This is a genomic window from Streptococcus mitis, assembly GCF_003944325.1.
Taxonomy (GTDB): Bacteria; Bacillota; Bacilli; order Lactobacillales; family Streptococcaceae; genus Streptococcus; species Streptococcus mitis_CW.
In genome coordinates, this window is the sequence record NZ_RJPX01000007.1 from 35,179 (window position 1) to 62,150 (window position 26,972).

The following is a 26,972-nucleotide window of genomic DNA, read 5'->3' on the forward strand; positions in this document are numbered from 1 at the left end:
GGAAAGCATACTTTTCAGTATAAAATTCGGAATGACGACACTATCACAGGTTTCTGCCAGCTACTCCCTTGAGTAGTACTATTATACCAAATTTTGGAAAGTTTTCAAAGAGTAAAGATTCTATAAAATTCTATCCTTATCAAAAGTACGTTCACTGATAATATATCTAGGACGACGTTTCGTTTCTAGGTAAATCTTTCCAATATACTCACCAATTACTCCCAAACTAATCAATTGTACTCCACCAAGTAAACTAACTATTGCATAGGTGCTTGCCCAACCAGCCACAACCGTACCAGCAAACTTACTCAATATAACCCAAATAATCAATAGAAAACTAAAGAGTGATGTCAAAACACCAAGGCTTGTAATCAACCGAATCGGTTTGATTGATAAACTGGTAATACCATCCATAGCCAAACCAAGCATTTTAGATAGTGGATAATGGCTCTCACCAGCAATTCGTTCATGGCGCTTATATGAAACGTAAGAATATTTAAAACCAACTAAAGGCATTAAACCACGAAGAAATAGATTAACTTCAGTGAATTTTTCTAATTCCTTCAAGAATCTTTTAGAAACCAAGCGATAGTCGGCATGATTGAAAATAACTTCTGCTCCAAATAGGCGTAGCACTTTATAAAAACCTTCGGCTGTAATTCGTTTAAAAGCAGAGTCCGTATCACGGTTATCACGTACACCGTATACAATTTCAGAACCACTTTTATACTCAGAAATCATCTTATCCATGCAGTTAATATCATCCTGTCCATCGGCATCAATGGTAATGACAATATCAGCAAACTGAATAGCTTCATACATCCCTGCAAGGACACTACTTTGATGCCCCCTATTACGACTTTGTGATACACCAACCACAGAAGGAATGGATTTAGCATAACTTTTTATCAATTCCCAAGTCCGATCCTTACTACCATCATTTACATACATGATTTTACTGAGAGGATGGATTTCTTCTTTCTTTACTAATTGTTCCATTTTTTCAAGAAACATTGGATTAGTATGTGGTAAGACTTGCTCTTCGTTATAACATGGAACAACTATATATAAAATTGGCTTTTTCCTGCTCATACTATTCTCCTCCTTTTCTATAAATCATAGCTGTATCAATCTGTTTTTCTAAGTGATAATTTACTTTAATATAATCCTTAATAAAAGAGTCAGTCCTCTTACCATAATCCCATTCAGTATCAAATACAATATAGATAGGAGGATTTTCTTGTATAGATTTTTTAAACTCATCAATAATAACTCGATCATCTGTCACCGCAGGGATAAAGAAAAATTTTGTACTAGCTAGCCGTTCACTGTACAAATAAATTGTTCCATTTTGACGGTGTGTATAAATTCGGTCATCCATCGACGTATTTTTCTCTATATAGTTAGCAACACGTTGCTGTTTTTCAGAATTATTGAGATATCTAGTATTCATATTCTTCATGATGTATTTCACATCATTCTGGTATACAATACTTAATCCTAAGAACAAGATAAGAAATACTTGAAAAGACATTTTCTTTGATATGCTATGAAATACATAGGAAATATATGGAATCAAAATCGGAAGCATCACTAAAATGTAATGGCCATAGCTTCTTTTCGAGATAAGAGCCAGAAGTAGACAAATAATAAAAACAAAATGATAGAAAATTGATTTTATTCCAAATTTCTTCCACAGTGGTATCAAGGAAAATAACATCAATAAATTAAGACTTAAGAGATTTGTTTGGGAAATGTACCATCTGATAATCTCATACATCGAAACGTTATTTGACTCTGTAGTATAAATAAAATTAATTCCAATCGACTGGTATATCATTTCAAAAAAGATACCTTTTGATAACAGATATAAGCACAAAGGGATAGTTGGTATTAATATTCCAAGGAAAAATAATCCAATCAAAGAAAACAAGTCCCTGTATGCTTTCTTAAGTATGAAATCAATCAATACATAAATACAAAATACAAGCCAAATCCCTATCATATTTGCTTTCGTAAAAAATACAATAGAGAAAAATGCACCTGATGCTATGATATCATTTTTGCTGAAATCGCTTTGTATAAACAGTTTTAAAAAAATGTATAATGAATAAGCCAAAAAAGGTAAAATAAAACCTTCTAAACTCCAACCGCCATCAAAAAAATACTCATAAATTATAAAGATAATTGCTAAAGTTAAAATTGTTTGCTTATTTCCAGTAAATAACCTTGAAATCTTATAGCTAGCTACAAAGAAAAGAAATGTGCAAAATAGGTATAAAAATTTAATTCCTAAAGCACCACCAATAAGATATCCTAGGTAGTTCAGTAAAAAAACAACTGGCCCCTTATGATCAAATAGGTCTGCATACATCAATTCTCCCCTATTCATTGCATACCCAAAATATTCAAAAATACTAGCATCTGAAAACGGTATTCCTTGTTTGACATTTGTTACCATCGAGAACCAGACTAAAACAGTAAAGAGCAAAGAAATACTCATCACTAAAATACTCATTTTTTTCAATTTTATTCACCTCAACTTTTCACTTTATCAGTCTATCATATTTCCTAAAAAAAAAAAGTATTTTCTACTTTGTATTTTCTTACTTTTATCCATCCTATTTGAATTTTCCCTTGAAAACCAGTATAATGGTAGAATGCTATGTGACTAGAAAGGAAGTTGAATGAAGCAATCTATTTCAAATCTCAAGTTAGCTGAGCGTGGGGCCATTATCAGTATTTCGACCTACTTGCTCTTGTCTGCAGCCAAATTGGCTACTGGCCATCTTCTTCATTCATCCAGTTTGGTGGCAGATGGTTTCAACAACGTCTCGGACATCATTGGAAATGTTGCCCTCTTGATTGGGATTCGGATGGCGCGCCAGCCTGCAGACCGTGACCACCGTTTTGGTCACTGGAAAATTGAGGATTTAGCTAGCTTGATCACTTCCATCATCATGTTTTATGTCGGTTTCGATGTACTTCAGGATACCATTCAAAAAATTCTCAGTCATGAAGAAACGGTCATTGACCCTCTTGGTGCAACCCTAGGAATCATTTCTGCAGCGATTATGTTTGTTGTTTATCTCTACAATACTCGCCTCAGTAAGAAATCCAACTCCAAGGCGCTGAAGGCAGCTGCCAAGGACAATCTTTCTGATGCTGTTACCTCACTTGGAACCACCATTGCCATACTAGCTAGCAGTTTCAACTATCCGATTGTGGATAAACTGGTTGCTATCATCATCACTTTCTTTATCTTGAAAACTGCCTATGATATCTTCATTGAGTCTTCCTTTAGCCTATCAGATGGTTTCGACGACCGTCTGCTTGAGGATTATCAAAAGGCCATCATGGAAATTCCCAAGATCAGCAAGGTTAAGTCCCAAAGAGGTCGTACCTACGGTAGCAACATTTACCTGGATATTACACTAGAAATGAATCCTGACTTGTCGGTTTATGAGAGTCATGAAATTGCGGATCAAGTCGAGTCTATGCTGGAAGAGCGTTTTGGAATCTTTGATACCGATGTCCATATCGAACCAGCACCTATACCTGAGGATGAGATTTTAGACAATGTCTACAAAAAATTGCTTATGCGCGAACAATTGATTGACCAGGGAAATCAACTGGAAGAACTCTTGGCTGACGATTTTGTCTATATTCGTCAGGATGGAGAGCAGATGGATAAAGAGGCTTATAAAGCCGAAAAAGAATTGAACTCTGCTATCAAGGATATTCAAATCACTTCCATCAGTCAAAAGACCAAACTCATCTGCTATGAATTGGACGGAATTGTCCATACTAGTATCTGGCGCCGTCACGAAACTTGGCAAAATATCTTTCATCAAGAAACCAAAAAAGAATAGAGAAATCCTGTCATGAGACGGGATTTTTCTATTCTTTTAACTATCAAATTCACTTAGATATTCATAGCGTTCGTATTTTTCAAGGAGTGCTTCGTTTTTCTCATCCAGTTCTTTTTGAAGAGTCGCTAGCTTACCAAAGTCAGAGCCATTGGCCTGCATTTCCTCTTCAATAGCAGCGATACGATTTTCCAAGGCTTCAATATCGCCTTCAATGCTTGCCCACTCCTGCTTTTCTTGGTAGGTCATACGCTTCTTGTCTTCGCGGACCTTGACCACTTTTTCCTTTTCAGCCTTTTGCACTTGATTGGCCATATCTGTTTCAAAGGCCTTTTCATCTAAATAGTCGGTGTAATGACCAAAGAAAGGACGAATCTTGCCATCCTCAAAAGCGAGAATCTTGGTCGCTACCTTATCCAAGAAATAGCGGTCGTGGCTAACTGTCAAGACAGGCCCTGCAAAGCCTTGCAAAAAATTCTCCAAAACTGTCAAGGTTGCAATGTCCAAGTCATTGGTCGGCTCGTCCAAGAGAAGAACATTTGGTTTTTCCAAAAGTAGTTTGAGGAGATAAAGTCGTTTTTTCTCTCCACCTGACAATTTCTCAATCAAGGTTCCATGCGTCGAACGTGGGAAAAGGAACTGCTCCAACAACTCAGCGATGGAAGTCGTAGAACCACCGCTGGTCTTGACCTCTTCTGCCACTTCCTGCAGGTAATTGATAACTCGCTTGCTTTCATCCAATCCCTCAATTTGTTGAGAGAAATAGGCGATGCGAACTGTTTCCCCAATCACAACTTGTCCTGCTGTCGGATCAAGACTGCCTGCAATCAGGTTAAGCAGGGTTGATTTCCCAACACCGTTGTCTCCAACGATTCCAATACGATCTTTAGCCTGCACCAAGAGATTAAAATCTTGCAGAATGGGCTTGTTTTCATAGGCAAAGGAAACATCCTGAAACTCGATGACTTTCTTCCCAATCCGACTAGTCTCAAAATTCATGGTCAAGTCTGTCTCAGCAACGCCACCTGAAACTTCCTTTTTCAAGTCATGGAAACGATTGATACGAGCCTGTTGCTTGGTCGCACGCGCCTGCGGTTGTCTGCGCATCCAGGCCAATTCTTGCTTATAAAGTTGTTCCTTTTTGTGGAGAAGAGCCGCATCTCGCTCGTCCTGTTCCGCCTTTAGGCGAACATAGTCCTGATAATTCCCCTGATACTCTGTCAATCCTGCTCGGTCCAACTCGAAAATCCGTGTTGATAAAGCGTCTAGGAAATAACGATCATGGGTGATAAAAAGGACGGTTTTCTTAGAATTTTTCAAAAAGAGGGTCAGCCACTCGATGGTTGCAATATCCAGATGGTTGGTCGGCTCATCCAGTAGCAAGAGGTCGTGGTTGCCAAGAAGAACTTGCGCCAACTGGACCCGTCTTCTCAGACCACCTGACAATTCCCCAACTGGAGTCGATAAGTCCTGAATCCCCAGCTTACTAAGAACCGTCTTGACCTGACTCTCGATTTCCCAAGCTTGGAGAGAGTCCATCTCCGCCATGACCCGTTCCAAACGCGCCTGCTTGTCCTCACTGTAGTTGAGCATGATCAACTCATACTCACGAATGAGTTGGATTTCCTTGAGGTCGCTGGAGAGGACCGTATCCAAGACCGTCTTGCTATCATCAAAATCAGGATCTTGGGTCAAGTAACCAATCTGGTAATCATTCTTAGCTGAAAAGGGACTGACATCCCCATCAAAGCCAGAAACACCAGAAAGGACATCCAAAAGAGTAGTCTTGCCAGTCCCATTGACACCAATCAGACCAATTCTGTCTAAGTCATGGATAATAAAGGAAATATCCTTAAAAACGGTCTTGTCACCGACGGATTTACTTAGTTTTTCAACGATAAAATCACTCATTTTTTCTCCCTCAGATAAGCATGGATGGCTTGACGGTCATTTTCCAATGTTCCATCGACAATGGCATATTCAATCTCTGTTAAAATCTCTCCCAAGTCTGGTCCCGGCTGATAGCCATATTCCTTAATCAAAATACCACCATTAATCTGAATTTCTTTCTTGTCATGAATGGTCAGACTCTGGTAGGTTTCTGTGATGACTTGTGGGTTGACTGGTTTTCCCTGAGCCTGACGAAGATTTTCAGCCTGTAAAAGCAAATCCAAGTCAAAGCGATAACAATCGCGCTTGCTCAATTCTCCCTTTTCACGCAGAGTCAAAATAGTCAGTAAATCCTGAACTTGCTTAGCAAACTGGCGTGAGGTCTTCCAAGCCTTCAAAAATGGCTGCGCATTTTCAATCTCCAAAGCCCACAGTAAAGCCGCCCAGGCTTGCTCTGAAGATTCAAAGGTGAAATCAGTCTCCAAATCAAACAGTCTGTTAAGCTTATCCTGGCTAGATGCCATATCAGGGAGATAGTCATAAGCTTGACTCTCAATCATGGAAGCCAAGCCCCTTCTCCAAAAGGGAGCCAGCAAGAGTTTATCAAACTCAACGAAGGTACGCTCTACAGAAATTTTCTCCAAAAGTGGCGTCAAGGTCTTCATAGCTTTAAAGGTTTCTGGCTCAAGTTCAAAGCCAAGACTGGCCTGAAAACGGAAGCCACGCATAATCCGCAGAGCGTCTTCGTTGAAACGCTCACTTGCCACTCCAACTGCTCGTAAGACTTGGTTTTCCAAATCGTCTAAACCATGGAACAAGTCAATGATTTCCCCTGTCTCGTCCAAGGCAAAGGCATTGACTGTGAAATCACGGCGCTTGAGATCTTCTTCTAGCGAACGCACAAAGGAAACCGCACTGGGTCTGCGATAGTCTACATAGACATCTTCTGTCCGAAAGGTGGTTACCTCATACTCCTCATCCCCATCTAAAACCAAGACAGTCCCATGTTCAATTCCGATATCAGCTGTTCGCGGAAAAATCTGCTTGGTTTCTTCTGGATAGGAAGACGTCGCAATATCCACATCGTGGATGGGACGATTGAGGAGGGCATCTCGCACAGATCCCCCAACAAAATAGGCTTCAAAACCTGCTTCTTTAATTTTTTCTAATACTGGTAAAGCCTTCTGAAATTCAGAAGGCATTTGCGTTAATCTCATAATAAGTGTTCTAATCCATAGACAAGCTCATGACGCTTGACAACTTCTTTGATTCCCAAATTCACCCCTGTCATGAAGGAGCTGCGATCATAGGAGTCATGACGGAGGGTCAATCCTTCTCCCTGATTGCCAAAGATGACTTCCTGATGGGCTACCAAGCCTGGCAAACGAACTGAGTGAATACGCATGCCATCAAAGTCAGCACCACGGGCGCCTGCAATCAATTCTTCCTCATCAGGCGCACCTTGCTGGATTGACTCTCGAACTTCTGACATCAATTCAGCTGTTTTAATAGCTGTTCCACTCGGAGCATCCTTTTTCTTGTCATGATGAAGCTCGATAATCTCCACATTTGGGAAATATTTGGCAGCCTGCGTCGCAAATTGCATGAGCAAGACAGCACCCAAGGCAAAGTTAGGAGCAATCAAGCCACCCAAAGCTTGGGCACGAGAAAATTCTTTTAGCTCTGCAATTTCTTCACTTGTGAAACCTGTTGTTCCAACTACTGGAGCAAAACCATTTTCAAGAGCAAAGCGTGTATTTTCATAGGCAACAGCTGGAGTTGTAAAATCTACCCAAACATCCGCTTTAAAGCCTGCTAAATCAGCCTTATCCTTGAAAACAGGAATTCCCTGCCATTCTGACTCAGACTCAAAAGGATCCAAAACTGCTACCAAGTCTAAGTCTGGATCAGCCAAGACCATCTGACAAGCAGCCTGGCCCATCTTTCCCTTAAAACCAGCAATAATTACTCGAATACTCATCTCTACTCCTGTCTAAGATACAAAGCCTGTAGGAACACATAGTGAAAATAGGAGTTTTGATCAAGAAGTGTCTACTCCTTGGAAGAACTATCTTTTTCACACAGGGTTCCAGGCGTGTTCAATTATCAAGATACTAAGGACCTTAGCTGCCCATGAAAAATAGGGAATGACGCTGACTTTCCACGAAAGGCAAGACAGGCATCTTTTTTCAAGAAGCAGGTAGTCCGTGTTCAATTTCTATGATACAAGATTTCTTAACTAGCCTAGAAACGCCAACTAAATCACTGGAATATAACCCAGAGCAATGCTTCCTGCTCCTAGGTGGGTTCCAATGACACTACCAAATGTAGCTAGTGAAATATCCGTACCCACTCCAGAATCTAGCAAGTGCTGACGCAATTCTTCAGCCTTTTCAGGAGCATTTCCGTGAATGACAATGACACGGTATTGGCCTGAAGCTGTGGTTTCCTTAATGATTTCAATCAAGCGCTTGGTTGCTTTCTTTTCCGTACGAACTTTTTCGTACACTTCAATCACACCTTGGTCATTGAAATAGAGGATTGGCTTAATGCTTAGCAGATTGCCCAAAATAGCAGCACCATTTGAAAGACGTCCACCTTTTACCAAATGATCCAGGTCATCTACCATGATAAAAGCTGACGTACGGCTGATTTGAATAGCTAGCTTATCCTGAATGATAGCAAAATCATCTCCCTGATCTCGCCAGTTAAAGACGCTTTCAACCATGATACCCAGAGGAGCGCTTGTAATCAAGGTGTCTGGAAAAGCAATGGTTAATCCCTCATAGTCATCGACCATATACTGGATATTTTGGTAAAAACCTGAAATTCCAGAAGATAGGAAAAGCCCCAAGGCATGTGTATAGCCTTGTTCTTTGAGCGAAGTTAGAATCTCATCTAACTTGGCAATACTTGGTTGACTGGTCTTAGGTAATTCAGAAGCCTGAGCCATTTTTTGGTAAAATTCCTCAGCAGTCAGATTGATACCTTCGACATACTCCTCACCATCAATATTGACAGGAATATCCAAGACAAACAAATCTTCTCTTTGTAAGGTCTCTGCACTGAGATAGGCAGAGGAATCTGTGATAACAGCTAGTTTCATATTAGAACTCCAAATTGATTCCTGGTAAGTCTAATGCAATTTCAGTCACTTCGTAAGTCAAACGATTGAGCATGTTCAAACATGGACGAGCCAACGTTTCCACCTCTTCTTGGTTCAATTCACTTGGTTCATTGACAATACGACCATCGATATGGTTCACCTGTGAAATGGTTCCACTAATGACAAACTTATCAAATACAATCATAAAACTCAAGACGACAATTAAGGAAGTCACTTGATTTTCTTGGTCATGTTGAATCAATTGAAAGTTCACATCCACCTTGGTTTCAGGAGCTCCATTTTCATTTTCCCATTCAAAATTACGCGCATCAAAATGATACTGACTAACAAATTCTTGTTCACGTTTAAGATTCATGTCTCTCTCCCTCGGCTACAATATTATAAGCTATTGTACCATAATTTTTTATTTTCATCTAGTTTTCTAGGATTTAGTCAATCCCGATTTCAGCTCGAACCACATCTGCAATGGTATCAACATAGTAATCTACTTCTTCTGCTGTAGGCGCTTCTGCCATGACACGCAAAAGGGGCTCTGTTCCACTTGGGCGGACAAGGATACGGCCATTCCCTGCCATTTCTTCTTCCATCTTCTCGATGATAGCCTTAATAGCTGGCACTTCCATGGCCTTTTCCTTCATGGCGTTTTCCACTCGGATATTGACTAATTTTTGTGGATAAATCGTTACTTCTGCGGCCAACTCTGACAAGCTCTTACCAGTTTCCTTCATGATTTTTGTCAATTGGACTGCAGATAATTGACCGTCACCTGTGGTATTGTAATCCATCAAGATGACATGACCAGACTGTTCACCACCGAGATTATAGCCTGATTTTCTCATTTCTTCAACAACGTAGCGGTCTCCAACTGCAGTGACTGCCTTGTTAATGCCTTCACAGTCCAAGGCCTTGTGGAAACCTAGGTTGGACATCACAGTCGTCACGATTGTATTTTGGACCAATTGTCCTTTTTCAGAAAGGTATTTCCCGATGATATACATGATTTTATCACCATCGACGATGTCGCCATTCTCATCAACCGCAATCAAACGGTCACTGTCTCCGTCAAAGGCCAAACCAATTGCTGACCCACTTTCTTTAACAACTTCTTGAAGGGCTTCTGGGTGTGTTGAACCAACATTAAGGTTGATATTAAGACCATCTGGTGTTTCTCCGATAACCGTCAATTGAGCACCGAGATCAGCGAAAATCTGACGGGCACTTGTAGACGCTGCACCATTGGCTGTGTCCAAGGCAACCTTCATTCCTTCAAGGGGAGTTCCAGTTGAAACCAGATAGCTTTCATACTTACGCAAGCCTTCTGGATAATCTACTAAGGTTCCCAAACCTTCTGCACTTGGACGAGGAAGAGTATCTTCCGCAGCATCTAACAAGACTTCAATTTCTGCTTCTTTTTCATCGTCTAGTTTGAAGCCATCTCCACCAAAGAACTTAATCCCATTATCAAGAGCTGGGTTATGGCTAGCAGAAATCATGACACCTGCACTTGCTCCTTCAGTTTTGACCAAGTAAGCTACTGCTGGTGTTGCCAGAACGCCTAATTTATACACGTGAATCCCTACTGAAAGGAGACCTGCCACCAAGGCAGATTCTAGCATTTCTCCTGAAATACGTGTATCACGTCCTACAAAGACTTTCGGTGCTTCCGTTTCATGTTGACTGAGCACATAACCTCCAAAACGTCCTAATTTAAAGGCCAATTCTGGCGTTAGTTCTACGTTAGCTTCTCCACGGACTCCATCAGTCCCAAAATATTTACCCATTTTTATAAAATCCTTTTTCTATTTTTAATTCGTTTTTGAACTAGTTGCTTTCGTTGACGAAGATGTCTCCGACGAACTGCTTGTGCTTGAACTTGGTGCTACTGGTTTTGTAGTGACCTTCATTGTTGTATCAAACGGAGTAATCACTACTGGTAAGACAACCCCATTGCGGTCGATTGCCTGCAAAGGTACCGAACCACTATAATTACCTGTAATCCGTTCGCTAGTAGGCAGAAGCGCAATAACTTTGTCAATCTTAGCTAATGTTTCCTGATCTGTCGTAACCGAAACTCGTTCATTTGATACGGTTACACTATCAATTTGTAGCTTGGGATCAATCTGGCTTTGGTCAACTTGTGGCACAACAAGCATCCCATCTCTCTTAACCTTCTTCCCAACTTTCACTGTAATCTTTTGAGGCGTTGCCACAGCGGTCAATCCACTTGGAAGATTTTCAATGTTCAAGGGAACTTCAATCGTTCCAACACTAGCATCTGTCAAATCCGCTGTAACCTTAAACTTACGAGTACTTTCCTGCATTTCGCTCGCCAAAGTCACACGATTGGCACCTGTCAGCACAACTGAAACTTCTGAAGCAAAACCACTAATAAAGTATTGACTATTATCATAATGAATGTCTATAGGAACATTTGCTACCGTATTGGTGTAGGTTTCCGATTTGACCTGCCTTACAGTATTATTATTTTGAAAATTGGTCGATGTTGCATAGATGAATAAGACACAAGCAAAAAAGAGAGATGAGATAATATATAAACTATTTTTTCTCATTTTTCCAACCTCCTAGCAAACGGTCCTTGAAACTGGTTTTTTCCTCAAGGGCTGGCAAAAGAATTGTTCGTAGCTCTGCTTCAAATTCTTCAAGAGTCAAATCATGCTTGAAAACTCCATTGTAGGTAATAGAAATACCTCCTGTTTCCTCTGAGACGATGAAGGTCAAGGCATCCGACACTTCTGATAAACCGATAGCCGCCCTATGTCTGGTTCCAAATTCCTTGGAAATCCCTGTCCTTTCTGTTAAAGGCAGATAGGCAGAAGTCACCGCAATCCGATTTTCTCTGATGATCACAGCACCATCATGTAGGGGAGTGTTAGGAATAAAAATATTGATGAGGAGTTCTGCCGAAATATTGGCATCCAAGGGAATCCCTGTTGCAATGTATTCTTGCAAGGTGCGAACTCGTTGGATGGCAACCAGGGCACCAATCTTACGAGGGCTCATATATTCAACTGACTTGACAAAGGCACGAATCATTTGCTCTTCTGCACTAATTTGACTAGTAGAAAAGAAATCTGTCGCCCTTCCCAAACGTTCCAAACCAGTCCGAATCTCTGGAGAGAAGATAACAACCGCAGCAATAACCCCATAGGTGATAATTTGATTAATCAACCAAGAAATCGTTGTTAAACCAAGGATATTGGCCACAACCTGGGCTAATACAAAGATCAAGACCCCACGTACCAAAATCATAATCTTAGTACCAGCTATCGCTTTTGTAAAACGATATAAAACATAGGCCACAATCAAAATATCAAACAAATTGATGGCAATACTCCAAGGACTAGAAAACAAGCTAGTCCAATATTGCAGATTGGATAATTGTTGAAAGTTCATCTGCTGTCTCCTCTCTGTCCAAACACGTTCCTTTCTATTATACCATTTTTTCTGACATTTTTTCCCCTATCCTACTTCATTTTAAATTAAAGAAAAAATATGATAAAATAAACTGATACTCAATGAAAATCAAAGAGCAAACTAGGAAGCTAGCCGCAGGCTGTACTTGAGTACGGTAAGGCGACGCTGACGTGGTTTGAATTTGATTTTCAAAGAGTATGACTAGAAAAAACAAAGGAGAAACCATGTCTCAACTCTATGATATTACCATTGTAGGTGGTGGTCCAGTCGGGCTTTTTGCGGCCTTTTATGCCCACCTACGTCAAGCCAAGGTCCAAATCATCGACTCTCTTCCTCAGCTAGGTGGACAACCTGCTATTCTCTATCCTGAAAAGGAAATCCTAGACGTCCCAGGTTTCCCAAACCTGACTGGAGAAGAGTTGACTAACCGCTTGATTGAACAGCTAAACGGCTTTGACACGCCTATTCATCTCAATGAAACGGTTCTTGAGATTGAAAAACAAGATCAAGGCTTTGCCATTACAACTTCTAAAGGAAGTCACCTGACTAAAACTGTTATCATTGCTATGGGTGGCGGTGCCTTCAAACCACGTCCGCTGGAACTGGAAGGCGTTGAGGGCTATGAAAATATCCACTACCACGTTTCTAACATTCAGCAATATGCTGGCAAGAAAGTGACCATTCTTGGTGGAGGAGACTCAGCTGTGGATTGGGCTTTGGCTTTTGAAAAAATCGCACCAACTACCCTTGTTCACCGCAGAGATAATTTCCGTGCTTTGGAACACAGTGTGCAAGCTTTACAGGAATCTTCTGTGACCATCAAGACACCATTCGTCCCTAGCCAACTCCTTGGAGATGGAACAACGCTCAATAAACTTGAAATCACAAAAGTCAAATCTGATGAAACAGAAACGATTGACCTAGACCACCTCTTTGTCAACTATGGTTTCAAATCTTCTGTCGGTAACCTCAAAAACTGGGGTCTGGATCTCAACCGCCACAAGATTATTGTCAACAGCAAACAAGAATCCAGCCAAGCAGGTATCTATGCTATCGGTGACTGCTGCTACTATGACGGAAAAATTGATTTGATTGCGACAGGTCTCGGAGAAGCCCCAACCGCTGTCAACAATGCTATTAATTACATTGACCCTGAACAAAAAGTACAACCAAAACACTCAACCAGTTTATAAAAAAGAACCACGAGTCACATAGGATTCGTGGTTTTATAGTTCATCTACAATCTTGTTAGCTCATATCTTTCCCTTTTTTAGCAAAAATAAAAATGCCTATCAAACTGATAAAACATGTGATATAATAAGAACGGCACTAACAATACGCCTTGGAAAAGGAGGTATTACAGATGCTAGAACTTCTCAAAATAGTGCTTATCGCAGTCATCGAGAGTATCATCTCATGGCTGGTGACTCGTTGGTTAGACGATCACTTCGACAAGTAACCTTCCTGGTTAGTGCTATCTAACCCAGAAAAAAATCCCCTCGGTATTGCAGTACCGAGGGGATTTCTGTTAGCACTAAAATGCTAGAACTTCTCAATTCCCCCTTATTATCTCACATACTCTATTCAATTGTCAAGAAACAGGTTGATATTTTATAAGTTAGCGATATCAAGCCATTAGAAAAATAGAATCAACCAATCACACTGATAATTCAAGGGAGAATATCTTTATAGTTCATCGGCTAATTTATTTATCTTTCTGAGTCTGTGGTTGACACCACTTTTGGTCAGAGGTGTGCTGAGACTATCTGCTAACTGCTGGATAGAGTAGTCTGGGTGTTGAATCCTCAGTTGTGCCACTTCCTGCAAATCTACTGGTAAATTCTCTAAGCCCATGATATCTTTGATTTTACTAATATTGTTGATAGTCTTCATGCTAGCAGAAACTGTCCGAGCTATATTCGCCGTCTCGGCATTATTGGCCCGATTGAGGTCGTTACGGGTTTCTCGCAAAATCTTAACCCGCTCAAAATCATCACGCGCCTGCATGGCTCCGATTACTATCAAGAAGTCCATAATGTCTTCAGCTCGCTGGAGATAGGTAACAGCTCCCTTCTTGCGCTCAAGCACCTTGGCATCCAGTAAAAACTGCTGAAGAAGAGAGGCAAGCCCTTGCGCGTGATCCAGATAAACAGAACTGATTTCCAACTGGTACTTACCCGATTCAGGATCACGAATGCTCCCATTTGCCAAGAAAGCTCCACAAAGATAAGCACGTTCTGCTTCCTCGTCCGATAAAATCGCCTCGTCAATACCTGTTTCCAGGCCAAAGAAAGAGTCTGCCAAGTGCAAATCACTCAACAAGTCCTGCACTTTTTCATCTGTAAAAACGGTATAGACCCGATTTTTACGAAGATTACTTCTTTGGTGGTGGCGAATTTCTGATTTGATTTCATAGAAATGAAGAAAGGACTCGTAGAGGTGACGAGCCAGTTTGGCATTTTCTGTCACGACAGACAAGGTCAGGCCCGAGGTCGAAAGACCGATGCTACCAGACATCTTGATAATGGCAGATAGTTCATGTCGGCTCAGATGGTGTTGACTCAGGATTTCTTCTTTTACTGCTACTGTGAAACTCATTTTCTCACCTGTATAATCCGCATCAACTCATCCACAATCAAATCCCCATCATGAAAAGCACCACCATTTTCCAGACGAAGGAAGTTGGATGAAATCACACGCGGAACCTGCTTACAAAGACCAGCAAAGTCATGTTCCACCTGCACCAAATATTCATCAAAACGGTTGGAATTCATGTATTCCTGTGGTACTTTTTCGATATTTACCAAGACAGTATCGATAAAAGGTCGGCCAAGATGACGATGCAAGACTTCCACGTGGTCACTATCTGTAAAGTGTTCCGTCTCCCCACGTTGGGTCATGATATTGCAGACATAGGCAATTTCTGCCTTGGTTTCCAAAAGCGCCTGCCCGATTTCTTTAATCACGATATTAGGTAAAATCGAGGTAAAGAGTGAACCAGGTCCAAGGACAATCATGTCACTTTCAAGAATGGTCTGCACCACTCGACGACTGGCCAGAGGCGTATCATCGTTGAGGGTATTAGTTACATAGACATGGTCAATCATGCCTGGATGGTCTGCAATATGACTTTCTCCAGCTACTTCTGTCCCATCCTGGAAGACTGCATGCAGGGTCAAAGGATGGTCACTGGAAGGATAAATCTTCCCTGTTGTATGGAAAAATTTGCTCAGTAGCTGCATGGCATTATAGGTCGAACCCTGCATCTCTGACAGGCCAGCGATAATGAGATTGCCCAATGGATGGCCAGCAAAGGCTCCCGCATCCTCAGAAAAGCGGTACTGAAAGACCTTTTCATAGAACTTAGGCATATCTGACATGGCCACAAGGACATTACGAAGATCACCTGGCGGTGTCAACTGCTGCATATTTTTTCTGAGTTCCCCTGATGAACCACCATCATCTGCCACCGTTACAATAGCAGCTATTTCCACATCTTTTTCACGCAGACCTTTAAGAATGACGGGGATCCCAGTCCCTCCACCAATTACCGTTATTTTTGGTTTTCTCATGAACGGTTTACCGTTTCCTTTCTTCGGTCTTTGTCGCGATGCCCTTCATTAACAGGCCAAGTCTTGGATAAGTCCTGCGCCAAGCGTTTGGCAAAGGCCACACTACGGTGTTGTCCACCCGTACAACCCATGGCAATGGTCAAAACAGACTTCCCTTCCTTTTGGTAACTTGGCAAAATCGGCTCAATCAAGGCCAATAAATGCTGATAAAAATCTTCTGACTCAGGATGATTCATGACATAGTCATAAACTGGTTCATCTACACCCGTTTGGTTTCGCAGTTCTGGAAGGTAGTATGGATTTGGCAAGAAACGGACATCAAAGACCAGGTCCGCATCAATCGGGATTCCATATTTAAAGCCAAAAGACATGACTTCGATACGGAAAGACTGGGCTTGTTCTTGATCTGAAAACTGCTCTGCAAGGGTTTTACGCAGTTCACGAGGAGTGAGTTCAGTTGTATCCACCACATTTTGACTCATATTTTTCAAAGGCGCCAAGAGTTCACGCTCTAGCTTGATCCCATCCAAAATCCGTCCGTCTGCTGCTAGTGGGTGACTTCGTCTGGTTTCCTTATAACGCGCGACCAATTCCTTATCTGCCGCGTCCAAAAAGAGAATTTTAAAGTCCAGTTCTTCCTTGTTTTCCAACTCATCCAAAACAGCTTGAATCTCTGAGAAGAAAGAACGGCTACGCATATCCACTACCAAAGCCAGCTTATGGTCGTCTTCCTTTGTTTCCACCAACTGCAAAAACTTAGGCAAGAGGGCTGGCGGCATATTGTCAATGGTAAAATAACCTAGATCCTCGAAAGACTGAATGGCTACTGTTTTGCCTGCACCACTCATCCCTGTCACAATTACCAAGTGAAGTTGTTTCTTTGTCATCTTTTTCTCCTTATATCAAAAGAAGTTTGGCAGAACCAAACTTCAACTAGCTTATCCAATCTCTGCGATGACTTCAATTTCGACTTTTACATCACGAGGAAGACGAGCTACCTCCACAGCTGAACGAGCTGGAAATTCCTCTTTAAAGGCCGTTTGGTAAACCTCGTTAAAAGGAACAAAGTCGTTCATATCACTCAAGAAGCAAGTTGTTTTGACAACATGGTCAAAATCTGTTCCTGCTTCTACCAAAATAGCACCAATGTTTTTCAAGACTTGTTCTGTCTGTTCTTGGATGGTTTCTCCAACGATTTCTCCAGTTTCAGGAGAGAGAGGAACTTGACCACTAGCAAACAAAAGGTTGCCAACGATTTTTCCTTGAACATAGGGTCCGATAGCTTTTGGGGCTTTATCTGTATGAATTGTTTTTGCCATTTTTTTACCTCATAATTTTTCTAAGATTGCATCCCAAGCTTGGTCCATCCCTGCCTTGCTGACAGAAGAAAAGAGAATGAAATCATCACTTGGGTCAAAGTTTAATTTTTTCTTGATTGCTGATTCGTGCTTGTTCCATTTACCACGAGGAATCTTGTCTGCCTTGGTCGCAACGATGATAACTGGAATCTCATAATACTTAAGAAATTCGTACATCTGTACATCATCTGCTGACGGGTCATGACGAAGGTCAACTAGACTGACTACCGCACGGAGATTTTCCCGAGTCGTTAAGTACTCCTCAATCATGCGCCCCCACTTTTCACGTTCCTTTTTAGAAACGCGGGCATAACCATAACCAGGAACATCCACAAAGCGCATCTTGTCATCAATGTTAAAGAAATTAAGAAGCTGGGTTTTACCAGGTTTTCCTGATGTACGGGCGAGATTCTTGCGATTGAGCATAGTGTTGATAAAGCTGGACTTACCAACATTTGAACGCCCTGCTAGGGCAATCTCTGGTAGTTCATCCTGCGGATAGTGGGATTTATTGGCCGCACTGAGCAAGATTTCAGCATTGTGTGTATTAAGTTCCATAATCACCTCTAGGCTGTCTCTAGGATTGGTTTATCCGTTCCATCGACAGCTTCTTTTGTGATGCGAACCAATTTCACATTTTCCTGACTCGGTACTTCAAACATGACGTCTAGCATGGTTTCTTCAATAATCGAACGAAGACCACGCGCACCCGTTTTACGTTCGATGGCCTTATTGGCAATTTCCTGAAGGGCTTCATCGTCAAATTCCAACTCGACATCATCATAAGACAGCAAGGTTTGGTATTGTTTGACCAAGGCATTTCTTGGCTCTTTCAAGATACGAACCAGATCATCAACCGTCAATTGCTCAAGAGCTGCAAAGACAGGCAAGCGTCCAATCAACTCAGGGATAATACCGAATTTTTGAATGTCTTCTGCGATAATTTCTTGCATGTATGAGCTATTTTCGTCAATCGCCTTATTGTTTTGACCAAATCCGATGACTTTTTCACCCAGACGTTGTTTGACGATTTCTTCAATGCCATCAAAGGCACCACCCACGATGAAGAGGATATTTTTTGTATCCACTTGAATCATCTCTTGTTGTGGATGTTTACGTCCACCTTGAGGCGGTACGCTGGCAACAGTTCCCTCGATAATCTTGAGAAGGGCTTGTTGCACCCCTTCACCAGAAACGTCACGTGTGATCGATACGTTCTCGCTCTTCTTGGCAATCTTGTCAATTTCATCTACGTAGATAATGCCACGCTCTGCACGCTCGATATTAAAGTCAGCAGCCTGCAGGAGTTTGAGGAGGATATTTTCCACGTCCTCACCTACATAACCAGCCTCAGTAAGTGCTGTCGCATCTGCGATCGCAAAAGGCACATTCAAGCTCTTAGCCAAGGTCTGGGCAAGGAATGTTTTCCCTGAACCAGTTGGGCCAATCATCAAGATGTTTGACTTCTGCAAATCCACATCTTCTGACTCTTCACGCGTATCGTGAAAATTGATGCGTTTGTAGTGGTTGTAAACCGCCACTGCCAAGGCACGCTTGGCACGATCTTGACCGATTACATAGTGGTTCAAGATATGGAGGAGTTCGATTGGTTTTGGAACTTCAGACAAGTCTGCCAAGACTTCTTCCGCCAACTCCTCTCGAATGATTTCCTGAGCCAACTCCACACATTCATTACAGATAAAGGCATTGTTCCCTGCGATTATTTTTTGTACTTCTTCTTGGCTTTTGCCACAAAATGAGCAATAAACCATCATATCATTATTCCTATTTGTAGGCATGATTTCCTTCCGTTCTATTCTATACTGTCATTCTATCTAAAATAAGGTCATGTAAAAGGCATGGACACTATTTACCAAGTTGGTAAAGGCATTTAACCAGAGCAGGACAGAAAGTCCATAACGCTTTTTACGAAAAGCCTGTGCTCCTGCAAGCAAGCAGACCAAACACAGCATGGCTGTGAAAAAACCAAATATACTACGTTCCATTAGACTTCCTTTCTCTTGCGGTATTGGATAGTAAAATCATAAGGATTTTTCTCATCTTTGGCGTAAAATTTGCTTGAAACTATTTCAAAAATAGACAAGTCAAACTCTTCAGGAAAATAGGTATCTCCCTCTACCCGAGCATGGATTTGAGTGACAATCACTTCGTCAAGGTAAGGTTCAAAAGCCTGAAAAATTTGCTTTCCACCGAGAATATAAAGATTCTTATCTTGAGCCTGATACCAGCCCAAGACAGACTGAACATCATAAAAAGTAGTAACCCCATCTATCTTTTCTTCAGAATTACGCGTCAAAATCAAGGTCTCCCGTTTTGGAAGCAAGCGACGCCCCATTCCATCAAAGGTCACGCGCCCCATCAAGATGGCATGATTCAGAGTTGTTTCTTTAAAGTGCTGCAATTCTGCTGGCAAATACCAAGGCAGACGATTGTCCTTACCAATCACACCCTCTTCATCCTGGGCCCAAATAGCTACGATTTTCTTAGTCATGCTTCCATCCTTTTCACTGATAGTACTATTTTATCAAAAAACTCAAAAAAAGACTGGTTTGGAATAGCTTACAGAATAGAAAAAATCCGTAAGAGGCATCCTACAGATTTTTATATGATTATTCTATTTCTTACAAACCAGGTGCTTGTCCAAGTTCTGCCGCAAGCATCCAGATTGTTTTATCAGTTTCAGTCTTAGCGTCTGCAAAGATACCGTTTGTCACATCGTCACCTTCTTCATCAGTGACATCCAAACCTTTTTGGAAAAGTTCTGACAAGTAACGGTAGATAGCAAGAACACGTTCCAAGCTTTCTTCAACATTGCGGTATTCACCAGCTTCTTCTTCGATTTCACTGTTTTGAAGGAATTCTGTCAAAGTAGAGAATGGGCTACCACCAAGTGTAATCAAGCGTTCGCTGATTTCATCCAATTGACCATCAAGAGCTTCCATATACTCATCCACTTTTGGATGCCATACAAGGAAACCACGACCACGCATGTACCAGTGTACTTGATGCAAAGCAACGTGGGCTACGTACAAATCAGCAACAGCTTGATTCAAGACTTCCTTTGTCTTTGCCAATGCTACTGGTGCTGCTTTTGTTAATGATGTTACGTCTTTTACTGCTTCTTTTTTCAATTCTACCATTGTTTTTACCTCATTCATTATTTTTTGTAACCACTTCTTAATGATTACTACCTTAGTATACTACTAAGAAAAACCAATAGCAAGCCAAAAGACTCACATGAGAAAAGTTGCAATAGACTGATAATTTAAGAATTCTGTAGAGATTTTTTGATTAATACTCAATGAAAATCAAAGAGCAAACTATAAAGCTAACCGCAGGTTGCTCAAAGCACAGCTTTGAGGTTGCAGATAAAGCTGACGTGGTTTGAAGAGATTTTCGAAGAGTATAAATTTCATATCCCTTTGCTTCAGTAAAGTAAAGAAAAAGAGGATGCAAATTTCTTGCACACTCCTTTCTCAACTTTATATCTTAATACCAAACGCTGACGTCTACACGACCACGAATTCCTTTTAGGTAGTCAGATGAAGTATATTGCCATCCTTTTTCTCCTGAATAATGAGGATTATTCCAATCAAGTGCATCTGTATAGGCTGCAACCCAGTTGACATGTTGTAAAATATCTGGATGATTCAAACGAGTTTGCAAAAGTTGACGATAGCTATAAACTTTCACATTTTGATAACCAGCCTGCTTCATTGTTGCCATATACTTATTGATGATCTTAACCCAGATTCCAGTATCACTTGGTGCTCTCTTGGTTTTATTGACATACTCCCAGTTCTCAACATCATAGTAGATAGGATAAGACAGGTTCATCTTGTATTTCTTCAAGAGCTCCACAGTTTGCTTGGCATCATTCTCAGCATCGGTCTCATTTTCAGCATAGGTGTAAAGATAGACACCATAAGGAATACCCAAACGATTAAGTTCTTGAATATTATAAGCCAATTCCTTATCTTCTACACCGCTATAACCCAAACGAACAATAACACCATCAACCCCGTTTTCCTGGATAACCTTTTGCCAGTCAGTAATATGACCATTGTGCTCACTGACATCAATGACTTTCTTGGCACGGTCAGTTCCGACCTGCTCTTCACGATGGTTAAAGAAATAACGGTGACCATTTCGATAGACCCAACCAACGTTCAAGGCTTTCTTTTCCTTTAACTCTCCTGAATCGGCAAAAGTATAACGAGTATCGTCCATCACTAACTCACCTGTAGCCATGGCACCACTTTCAGTAAGATAGTAGTTCCCATGCCACTCCTCTTTAGCCATGTAACCCCACTTCTTGAAATAATACCACTTTCCGTCTACCTTTTGCCACTGTTCATTAGCATAAGAACCATCGGATTTGAGGTAGAAATAAGAAGAATAGGCTGGATCATATAGCCATTCGTTTTGCATCATGGCACCTTGATCATTCAAGAAATAATTTCCTTGCCACTGACTTTTAGCCATATAGCCCCACTTCTGAAAATAGTACCATTTACCTCCAACAGCGTGCCACTCCTGGTTAGCATAAGAACCATCGGATTTCAAGTAAAACCAATTCTTGTAGGCATTATCATAAACCCATTCATTTTTGGCCATATAACCGCCTGATTTTAGGTAATAATTACCCTGCCATTCATTTTGAGCATAACGACCATCTGACTTAATATAAAACCAAGCCTTATAGTAGTTATCAAAAATCCACTCACTCTTGGCTTTGGAACCATCAGCCTTTACATAATAATCCCCATCCCAGTGGGCAGAAGCATTGGTCTTTACACCTGCATTCGTTTGAGTTTTATTAGAAGACTGATTTTGCTCTGAACTACTTGAAACTGTCCTTGTATCCTGCGAAGTTTTTGCTACTTCAGTTTCATTTGCAGCTACATGGTTAGTTGCCAAGCCGAGTAAACAGATACTTGCTAATCCAATTTTTCCAATCTTTGTTTTCAATCTTTCCTCTCCTATAAAAAATGGAACAAGCATTTGAATGCTGTTCCACCTAGCTTTTGCTACTGATTATTTTACAAAGTCAAGCAAAGCCAAGAAGCTTTCAGCTTCAAGTGACGCACCACCAACAAGGGCGCCGTCAACGTCTGGACAAGCCATGTATGAAGCAACGTTTTCAGGTTTAACAGAACCACCGTATTGAACACGAACTTTGTCTGCAACTTCTTGACCGAAGTCAGCAGCTACAACGTCACGAACAACTTTACACATTTTTTGTGCGTCGTCTTGTGAAGCTGATTTACCAGTACCGATAGCCCAGATTGGCTCGTAAGCGATAACTGATGCCGCAACTTGTTCAGCAGTCAATCCAGCCAATGCAGCAGATACTTGAGCACCTACGAATTCAGCTGCTTTACCAGCTTCGTAAGTTTCAAGTGACTCACCACAACAGATGATTGGAAGCATACCGTTTGCAAAGATTGCTTTTGCTTTTTTGTTGATATCTTCGTCAGTTTCATGGAAGTAGTCACGGCGTTCTGAGTGACCGATAACAACGTAGTCAGTACCGATTTCTTTCAAAACTTGTGGGCTTGTTTCACCAGTGAAAGCACCTGCATTTTCAAAGTAGCAGTTTTGAGCAGCAACTTTAAGGTTTGAACCTTTTGCAGCAGCAAGAACAGTTGTCAAATCAAGAGCTGGAGCTGCGATACCTGCTTCAACAAGGTCTGATGAAGGAAGTTTTGATGCAACTGCTTCAACGAATGCTTTAGCTTCTTCTGGATTTTTGTTCATTTTCCAGTTACCAGCGATAAATGGTTTACGTGACATTTCACATACCTCTTTTTTCAATTTATTTTCTATTTATTTTATCACAATTAGACACAGCTTGCAAATCTTACTCGGACTTCAAGCCTGCTTACAATGATTAATCCTTCCAGAGATCCATGGCATTTCTGAAATCTGCCGATACCTGTGTCAACTGAGGATTGCTTGCTTCTCTTTCTGCCCGCTTAGCCTCAATTTGAGCCACACTTTTGATACCTTCATGGCGCCAATTTCTCAAAATGGCCTGAATGTACTTCCAGTTTGCTTTTCCATTCAAAACAGCTTCACGAAGAGCTTCCTTAATTAAGTCAGCACTAGTCCCATCTTCTTTAAGGGTCTTGGTCAAATCCTCAATTTCAAAAGGAGTCAATAAGCGCCCCAACTCCTGCTGGAAGGTTTCTACCAAATCCTTAAGTTGGTTTTGAGGTATCAACTGATCTGAACTTGAATGAGTTGCTCCAAGCAGGTCATCCAAACGTTCCAAAGCCAAACTAGCATCAAAAAGCAATTCGATTTCACCATTCAATTCAATCGTTCGATACTGAAGAAGTCCCCTTTCCGTCAGATTAGAAATAGCCTGATTGACATCCGAAATTTCCTTACCAATCCTTTCAGCAATCTGGCTTGGCGACATTTCTTCTAAGCCAGTCGTATTTTGCAAATAGAAAAATTGCCAGACCAGAAAATCATCGCTGGAAGGAAAGAGTTCCTTAAAATGCAAGAGCAGGGCACTCGGTAAAACCAAGTTCCCTGATTTAAAAGCGTCTAAATATGTCATAATTCCTCTTATAAATACCCAAAAGCAGATGCATCATCTTGAATTTTTCTCCAGTCAAAAGGGGTTTCCTGATAGACTGCATAGTTTACCCAGTTACTGAAAAAGAGGGCTGCTGATGAAGACCAACAAAGACAAGGTGTCTGATTGACATCATCATCCTTAAAGTAATTTTCTGGAATATGTGGGTCTAAACCTGCATCACGATCCCTAAAATACTCTTTTGCCAAGGTATCACGGTCATACTCCAAATGCCCAAAACTATAAATTTCTCGTAAATCACGACTGGCCAAAATCGAAACCCCAACCTGAGGACCTTCTGATAAAATCTCGAGATTGGTTTTGTTTAAGATCTCATCCTTAGAAATCTCCGTGTGCCGTGAATGAGGGGATACATAGCTATCGTCAAAGCCTCTAAAAAGAAGATGACCTTCCTTTAAGGTGTCCTGAGGATAGATACCCGATAACTTACTGTCCATCTGGTATTTTTCCACTCCATAGCGCAGATAAAGCCCCGCCTGAGCACCCCAACAGATATGAAGAGTCGAATAGACATGGTTCTTAGACCACTCAAGCACCCGACTGAATTCCTCCCAATAGTCCACTTCCTCAAATGGTAAATGCTCAACTGGAGCACCCGTGATGATCATCCCATCAAAATACTCATCCTTGACTTCTGGGAAGGTTTTATAAAATGTCTCCATGTGTTCTGAACGAGTTGTTTTAGAACGATGGCTCTCCATATAGAGAAAATCAATGTCCAGTTGTAGGGGTGTATTGGCCAAATGGCGCAATAACTGAGTCTCTGTCACCATTTTCTGTGGCATAAGATTTAAGATTAAAATCTTCAAGGGACGGATATCTTGGTGGGCCGCACGTTGATCATCCATGACAAAGATATTCTCTGTCCGTAAAATCTCAACAGCTGGTAATTTTTTATCAATTCGAATCGGCATAACCCTCTCCTAACTGTACTCTTTCAGGAATAATTACTTGTGTTTGAAACTAAAACTCAAACACTTGTTCCCTTTATTATACTGTAAGAAGATATAGTTTTCAATTATAGTTTTTCTCTAACTAGCTATAGTCTATTTTTATATCCTAATGTAGAGAAAACAGCCCTAGGGACTGTTTTTCATTAATAATGCATGAGAACTTTGTAATCGTAGTCACCGATTTTTTCACGGCCGTTCAATTCATCCAATTCAACAAGGAAGGCACAACCTGCTACAACACCACCAAGTTTTTCAATCATCTCAATAGTTGCCTTAACAGTTCCACCTGTTGCCAAGAGGTCATCTACGATAAGAACACGTTGACCTGGCTTGATGGCATCTGCGTGCATTGTCAAGGTATCAACACCGTACTCTTTTTCATAGTCCGCAGAAATAACTTCGCGTGGCAATTTACCTGGCTTACGAACAGGCGCAAAACCAATTCCCAACTCAAAAGCGACTGGACAGCCCACAATAAAGCCACGAGCCTCAGGTCCTACAATCATATCGATTTTCTTGTCAGTAGCATATTGAACGATTTCACGAACAGCGTAGCTATAAGCATTCCCATCAGCCATCAAAGGACTGATATCACGGAAGGTAATCCCTTCCTTTGGATAATTTTCAATTGTTGCAATGTAATCTTTTAAATTCATCTTTTTCTTTCTTTCAAAGTTTTTTACTCTCTATTATAGCATATTTTTTAAGAAAGAAAAAAGGAAAAGTTAACTTCAATAATTATCTAACGATTTGATGATTTATAACTAGCCATGGCAATAAAGCCCAGTTTCTGTTTATTCTTAGCAAACATTTTATACATCGTTAAAAACTGCTTTCTATTCTCCTTTTTACAAGCATTTATACAAATTCTCAAAGTTCCTAGCCAACCTTCGTCATAAATCATACCTGATAATTTCATTAAGGTCATTTCACCAGTCAATACTTTCACATCACGATAACCTGATTCTATCATCACCTGTTCCCAACCATCTTGAGTTAAAGGACCTACATTTACATGAATTGCTTGTGACAATTCCTGTCTGACAGACTCTCTAGCTTCCTTAAGAAGCACATCATGTGTCAAGAGAAGACCTCCAGGTTTTAAAACCCTTAGATACTCCATTACACATTTTTTCTTAGCTTGATCGGCTTGCATAGTCAGCATAGCTTCATTTATAACAATATCAAAACTAGCATCTTCATAAGGAAGTTTCATTGCATTTGCTCTTTCAAACCTGATCAAATGACCAACACCTGCCGTTGCAGCAGATTTTTTAGCCACTTCTAAAGCTTGTCCATCCATATCAACAGCAGTTATCTTACAACCAAAACGCTGTGCCAACTCAATTGCTGTAGTTCCCCTATTACACGCAACCTCTAGTATTCTCTTTTCTTTTGAAAATCCTCCTTCCGCAATTAACCAATCTGTAGCACGTTTTCCACCTGGACGTAAGCGTTTTTTCCCCAATTTTGCTAAAAACTTATGACCTGCTTCTGACATTTGAACACCTCTGTTTTTTTCTTCATTATAACATAAAATGATATTATCTGACAATTCTAATCTATTATTTGATGAACTATAGCAAACTGAACCAAAAATAGTACATAATGTGGTATAATCTTCTTATGGCATATTCAATAGATTTTCGTAAAAAAGTTCTCGCTTATTGTGAGCGAACAGGTAGTATAACAGAAGCATCACACATTTTCCAAATTTCACGTAATACCATTTATGGCTGGTTAAAGCTAAAAGAGAAAACAGGAGAATTAAACCATCAAGTAAAAGGAACAAAACCAAGAAAGGTTGATAGAGATAGACTTAAAAACTATCTTACTGACAATCCAGACGCTTATTTGACTGAAGTAGCTTCTGAATTTGACTGTCATTCAACTACTATCCACTATGCTCTCAAAGCTATGGGCTACACTCGAAAAAAAAGAACCACACCTACTATGAACAAGACGCAGAAAAAGTAGCTTTATTTCTTAAAAGTTTTAATAGTTTAAAGCATCTAGCACCTGTTTATATTGATGAAACAGGATTCGATACTTATTTTTATCGAGAATATGGTCGCTCTTTAAAAGGTCAGTTAATAAGAGGTAAAGTATCTGGAAGAAGATATCAGAGGATTTCTTT

At 40.7% G+C, this 26,972-nt stretch carries 27 protein-coding genes and 1 pseudogene; 3 read left to right on the forward strand and 25 right to left on the reverse strand.

Annotated features, from left to right (window positions below; translation table 11 throughout):
* Nucleotides 1-120: 120 nt before the first annotated feature.
* On the reverse strand, nucleotides 121-1,092 hold the full coding sequence (locus D8787_RS03570) for a glycosyltransferase family 2 protein (protein ID WP_125420818.1): 972 nt from the start codon (nucleotides 1,090-1,092) through the stop codon (nucleotides 121-123).
* Nucleotide 1,093: 1 nt separating this feature from the next.
* The gene (locus tag D8787_RS11840) at nucleotides 1,094-2,527 is read right to left on the reverse strand and encodes a hypothetical protein (RefSeq protein WP_260471375.1); all 1,434 of its coding nucleotides are present in this window, start codon (nucleotides 2,525-2,527) and stop codon (nucleotides 1,094-1,096) included.
* Nucleotides 2,528-2,687: 160 nt separating this feature from the next.
* On the opposite strand from D8787_RS11840, the gene mntE reads away from it, so the two are divergent.
* Entirely contained in the window at nucleotides 2,688-3,872 is a 1,185-nt protein-coding gene (mntE, locus tag D8787_RS03580) for a CDF family manganese efflux transporter MntE (RefSeq protein ID WP_125420820.1), read from the forward strand.
* A 36-nt stretch (nucleotides 3,873-3,908) separates the two neighbouring features.
* Here the strand turns inward: mntE and D8787_RS03585 are convergent, their stop codons facing one another.
* The 8 genes from D8787_RS03585 to cdaA form a co-directional block, all read right to left on the reverse strand.
* Nucleotides 3,909-5,780 (reverse strand): ABC-F family ATP-binding cassette domain-containing protein, encoded by a 1,872-nt coding sequence (locus D8787_RS03585; RefSeq protein WP_125420822.1) that lies wholly within the window; start codon nucleotides 5,778-5,780, stop codon nucleotides 3,909-3,911.
* Nucleotides 5,777-6,976 carry a CCA tRNA nucleotidyltransferase gene (locus D8787_RS03590; protein ID WP_125420824.1) on the reverse strand — a complete coding sequence of 400 codons (1,200 nt, stop codon included), beginning with the start codon at nucleotides 6,974-6,976 and terminating at the stop codon, nucleotides 5,777-5,779. Before D8787_RS03590 ends, D8787_RS03585 begins: the two co-directional genes overlap by 4 nt.
* On the reverse strand, nucleotides 6,973-7,740 hold the full coding sequence (dapB, locus tag D8787_RS03595) for a 4-hydroxy-tetrahydrodipicolinate reductase (RefSeq protein WP_125420826.1): 768 nt from the start codon (nucleotides 7,738-7,740) through the stop codon (nucleotides 6,973-6,975). The genes D8787_RS03590 and dapB overlap by 4 nt, the downstream gene beginning before the upstream one ends.
* 276 nt (nucleotides 7,741-8,016) lie before the next feature.
* Nucleotides 8,017-8,865, reverse strand: a complete 849-nt coding sequence (locus D8787_RS03600) for a DegV family protein (protein ID WP_125420828.1) — start codon at nucleotides 8,863-8,865, stop codon at nucleotides 8,017-8,019.
* Nucleotide 8,866: 1 nt separating this feature from the next.
* Entirely contained in the window at nucleotides 8,867-9,241 is a 375-nt protein-coding gene (locus D8787_RS03605) for a DUF1149 family protein (RefSeq protein ID WP_001050081.1), read from the reverse strand.
* A 73-nt stretch (nucleotides 9,242-9,314) separates the two neighbouring features.
* Nucleotides 9,315-10,667, reverse strand: coding sequence for a phosphoglucosamine mutase (gene glmM, locus D8787_RS03610; RefSeq protein WP_125420830.1), 1,353 nt, complete (start codon nucleotides 10,665-10,667; stop codon nucleotides 9,315-9,317).
* Nucleotides 10,668-10,691: 24 nt separating this feature from the next.
* On the reverse strand, nucleotides 10,692-11,456 hold the full coding sequence (locus tag D8787_RS03615) for a YbbR-like domain-containing protein (protein ID WP_042901348.1): 765 nt from the start codon (nucleotides 11,454-11,456) through the stop codon (nucleotides 10,692-10,694).
* Nucleotides 11,443-12,300 carry a diadenylate cyclase CdaA gene (cdaA, locus tag D8787_RS03620; protein ID WP_125420832.1) on the reverse strand — a complete coding sequence of 286 codons (858 nt, stop codon included), beginning with the start codon at nucleotides 12,298-12,300 and terminating at the stop codon, nucleotides 11,443-11,445. The genes D8787_RS03615 and cdaA overlap by 14 nt, the downstream gene beginning before the upstream one ends.
* A 245-nt stretch (nucleotides 12,301-12,545) precedes the next feature.
* Here cdaA and D8787_RS03630 point away from each other — a divergent pair, with 245 nt between their 5' ends.
* On the forward strand, nucleotides 12,546-13,514 hold the full coding sequence (locus D8787_RS03630; protein WP_125420834.1) for an NAD(P)/FAD-dependent oxidoreductase: 969 nt from the start codon (nucleotides 12,546-12,548) through the stop codon (nucleotides 13,512-13,514).
* Between the two features lie 493 nt (nucleotides 13,515-14,007).
* Here the strand turns inward: D8787_RS03630 and whiA are convergent, their stop codons facing one another.
* The 15 genes from whiA to D8787_RS03705 form a co-directional block, all read right to left on the reverse strand.
* Complete coding sequence (gene whiA / locus D8787_RS03635) at nucleotides 14,008-14,919, reverse strand: DNA-binding protein WhiA (RefSeq protein ID WP_125420836.1); 912 nt, start codon at nucleotides 14,917-14,919, stop codon at nucleotides 14,008-14,010.
* Nucleotides 14,916-15,893, reverse strand: coding sequence for a YvcK family protein (locus D8787_RS03640; RefSeq protein WP_125420838.1), 978 nt, complete (start codon nucleotides 15,891-15,893; stop codon nucleotides 14,916-14,918). The genes whiA and D8787_RS03640 overlap by 4 nt, the downstream gene beginning before the upstream one ends.
* Nucleotides 15,890-16,780, reverse strand: a complete 891-nt coding sequence (rapZ, locus tag D8787_RS03645; RefSeq protein ID WP_023943686.1) for an RNase adapter RapZ — start codon at nucleotides 16,778-16,780, stop codon at nucleotides 15,890-15,892. The genes D8787_RS03640 and rapZ overlap by 4 nt, the downstream gene beginning before the upstream one ends.
* A 51-nt stretch (nucleotides 16,781-16,831) precedes the next feature.
* Nucleotides 16,832-17,212 (reverse strand): RidA family protein, encoded by a 381-nt coding sequence (locus tag D8787_RS03650; RefSeq protein WP_001140426.1) that lies wholly within the window; start codon nucleotides 17,210-17,212, stop codon nucleotides 16,832-16,834.
* A 9-nt stretch (nucleotides 17,213-17,221) separates the two neighbouring features.
* Nucleotides 17,222-17,809, reverse strand: coding sequence for a ribosome biogenesis GTP-binding protein YihA/YsxC (yihA, locus tag D8787_RS03655; RefSeq protein ID WP_020900580.1), 588 nt, complete (start codon nucleotides 17,807-17,809; stop codon nucleotides 17,222-17,224).
* An 8-nt stretch (nucleotides 17,810-17,817) separates the two neighbouring features.
* Complete coding sequence (gene clpX / locus D8787_RS03660) at nucleotides 17,818-19,050, reverse strand: ATP-dependent Clp protease ATP-binding subunit ClpX (RefSeq protein WP_012972566.1); 1,233 nt, start codon at nucleotides 19,048-19,050, stop codon at nucleotides 17,818-17,820.
* Nucleotides 19,051-19,086: 36 nt separating this feature from the next.
* Nucleotides 19,087-19,257: a hypothetical protein gene (locus tag D8787_RS03665; RefSeq protein WP_000442261.1), complete on the reverse strand. Its 171-nt coding sequence runs from the start codon at nucleotides 19,255-19,257 to the stop codon at nucleotides 19,087-19,089.
* Nucleotides 19,257-19,763, reverse strand: a complete 507-nt coding sequence (locus D8787_RS03670; RefSeq protein WP_125420840.1) for a dihydrofolate reductase — start codon at nucleotides 19,761-19,763, stop codon at nucleotides 19,257-19,259. Before D8787_RS03670 ends, D8787_RS03665 begins: the two co-directional genes overlap by 1 nt.
* 130 nt (nucleotides 19,764-19,893) lie before the next feature.
* Nucleotides 19,894-20,412, reverse strand: a complete 519-nt coding sequence (locus tag D8787_RS03675) for a Dps family protein (protein WP_181143493.1) — start codon at nucleotides 20,410-20,412, stop codon at nucleotides 19,894-19,896.
* Nucleotides 20,413-20,761: 349 nt separating this feature from the next.
* A complete protein-coding gene (gene lytC / locus D8787_RS03680; protein ID WP_125420842.1) occupies nucleotides 20,762-22,276 on the reverse strand; it encodes a choline binding-anchored murein hydrolase LytC in 1,515 nt (504 codons plus the stop codon).
* A 33-nt stretch (nucleotides 22,277-22,309) separates the two neighbouring features.
* Nucleotides 22,310-23,068 (reverse strand): triose-phosphate isomerase, encoded by a 759-nt coding sequence (gene tpiA / locus D8787_RS03685; protein ID WP_000087893.1) that lies wholly within the window; start codon nucleotides 23,066-23,068, stop codon nucleotides 22,310-22,312.
* A 97-nt stretch (nucleotides 23,069-23,165) separates the two neighbouring features.
* The gene (locus D8787_RS03690) at nucleotides 23,166-23,843 is read right to left on the reverse strand and encodes a DnaD domain-containing protein (protein ID WP_125420844.1); all 678 of its coding nucleotides are present in this window, start codon (nucleotides 23,841-23,843) and stop codon (nucleotides 23,166-23,168) included.
* 8 nt (nucleotides 23,844-23,851) lie between these two features.
* Nucleotides 23,852-24,796 carry a homoserine O-acetyltransferase MetA gene (gene metA, locus D8787_RS03695; RefSeq protein WP_042901362.1) on the reverse strand — a complete coding sequence of 315 codons (945 nt, stop codon included), beginning with the start codon at nucleotides 24,794-24,796 and terminating at the stop codon, nucleotides 23,852-23,854.
* Between the two features lie 182 nt (nucleotides 24,797-24,978).
* On the reverse strand, nucleotides 24,979-25,491 hold the full coding sequence (locus D8787_RS03700) for an adenine phosphoribosyltransferase (RefSeq protein WP_001049318.1): 513 nt from the start codon (nucleotides 25,489-25,491) through the stop codon (nucleotides 24,979-24,981).
* An 86-nt stretch (nucleotides 25,492-25,577) separates the two neighbouring features.
* Entirely contained in the window at nucleotides 25,578-26,336 is a 759-nt protein-coding gene (locus D8787_RS03705) for a class I SAM-dependent methyltransferase (RefSeq protein ID WP_042901363.1), read from the reverse strand.
* Between the two features lie 125 nt (nucleotides 26,337-26,461).
* Between D8787_RS03705 and D8787_RS03710 the strand changes: the two are divergent.
* Nucleotides 26,462-26,972, forward strand: a pseudogene (locus D8787_RS03710) (IS630 transposase-related protein); the annotation flags it as partial.

Bases quoted from the DNA above. Each gene is read 5' to 3' on its own strand.
- D8787_RS03700 (WP_001049318.1), bottom strand. From the start codon at position 25,491: ATGAATTTAAAAGATTACATTGCAACAATTGAAAATTATCCAAAGGAA.
- D8787_RS03675 (WP_181143493.1), bottom strand. From the start codon at position 20,412: ATGGTAGAATTGAAAAAAGAAGCAGTAAAAGACGTAACATCATTAACA.
- glmM (WP_125420830.1), bottom strand. From the start codon at position 10,667: ATGGGTAAATATTTTGGGACTGATGGAGTCCGTGGAGAAGCTAACGTA.
- D8787_RS03640 (WP_125420838.1), bottom strand. From the start codon at position 15,893: ATGAGAAAACCAAAAATAACGGTAATTGGTGGAGGGACTGGGATCCCC.
- D8787_RS03670 (WP_125420840.1), bottom strand. From the start codon at position 19,763: ATGACTAAGAAAATCGTAGCTATTTGGGCCCAGGATGAAGAGGGTGTG.
- yihA (WP_020900580.1), bottom strand. From the start codon at position 17,809: ATGGAACTTAATACACACAATGCTGAAATCTTGCTCAGTGCGGCCAAT.
- clpX (WP_012972566.1), bottom strand. From the start codon at position 19,050: ATGCCTACAAATAGGAATAATGATATGATGGTTTATTGCTCATTTTGT.
- metA (WP_042901362.1), bottom strand. From the start codon at position 24,796: ATGCCGATTCGAATTGATAAAAAATTACCAGCTGTTGAGATTTTACGG.
- D8787_RS03630 (WP_125420834.1), top strand. From the start codon at position 12,546: ATGTCTCAACTCTATGATATTACCATTGTAGGTGGTGGTCCAGTCGGG.
- D8787_RS03650 (WP_001140426.1), bottom strand. From the start codon at position 17,212: ATGGCAAAAACAATTCATACAGATAAAGCCCCAAAAGCTATCGGACCC.
- D8787_RS03705 (WP_042901363.1), bottom strand. From the start codon at position 26,336: ATGTCAGAAGCAGGTCATAAGTTTTTAGCAAAATTGGGGAAAAAACGC.
- D8787_RS03590 (WP_125420824.1), bottom strand. From the start codon at position 6,976: ATGAGATTAACGCAAATGCCTTCTGAATTTCAGAAGGCTTTACCAGTA.
- dapB (WP_125420826.1), bottom strand. From the start codon at position 7,740: ATGAGTATTCGAGTAATTATTGCTGGTTTTAAGGGAAAGATGGGCCAG.
- D8787_RS03605 (WP_001050081.1), bottom strand. From the start codon at position 9,241: ATGAATCTTAAACGTGAACAAGAATTTGTTAGTCAGTATCATTTTGAT.
- mntE (WP_125420820.1), top strand. From the start codon at position 2,688: ATGAAGCAATCTATTTCAAATCTCAAGTTAGCTGAGCGTGGGGCCATT.
- D8787_RS03600 (WP_125420828.1), bottom strand. From the start codon at position 8,865: ATGAAACTAGCTGTTATCACAGATTCCTCTGCCTATCTCAGTGCAGAG.
- lytC (WP_125420842.1), bottom strand. From the start codon at position 22,276: ATGCTTGTTCCATTTTTTATAGGAGAGGAAAGATTGAAAACAAAGATT.
- D8787_RS03585 (WP_125420822.1), bottom strand. From the start codon at position 5,780: ATGAGTGATTTTATCGTTGAAAAACTAAGTAAATCCGTCGGTGACAAG.
- D8787_RS03570 (WP_125420818.1), bottom strand. From the start codon at position 1,092: ATGAGCAGGAAAAAGCCAATTTTATATATAGTTGTTCCATGTTATAAC.
- D8787_RS03690 (WP_125420844.1), bottom strand. From the start codon at position 23,843: ATGACATATTTAGACGCTTTTAAATCAGGGAACTTGGTTTTACCGAGT.
- whiA (WP_125420836.1), bottom strand. From the start codon at position 14,919: ATGAGTTTCACAGTAGCAGTAAAAGAAGAAATCCTGAGTCAACACCAT.
- cdaA (WP_125420832.1), bottom strand. From the start codon at position 12,300: ATGAACTTTCAACAATTATCCAATCTGCAATATTGGACTAGCTTGTTT.
- D8787_RS03615 (WP_042901348.1), bottom strand. From the start codon at position 11,456: ATGAGAAAAAATAGTTTATATATTATCTCATCTCTCTTTTTTGCTTGT.
- rapZ (WP_023943686.1), bottom strand. From the start codon at position 16,780: ATGACAAAGAAACAACTTCACTTGGTAATTGTGACAGGGATGAGTGGT.
- D8787_RS03665 (WP_000442261.1), bottom strand. From the start codon at position 19,257: ATGGAACGTAGTATATTTGGTTTTTTCACAGCCATGCTGTGTTTGGTC.
- tpiA (WP_000087893.1), bottom strand. From the start codon at position 23,068: ATGTCACGTAAACCATTTATCGCTGGTAACTGGAAAATGAACAAAAAT.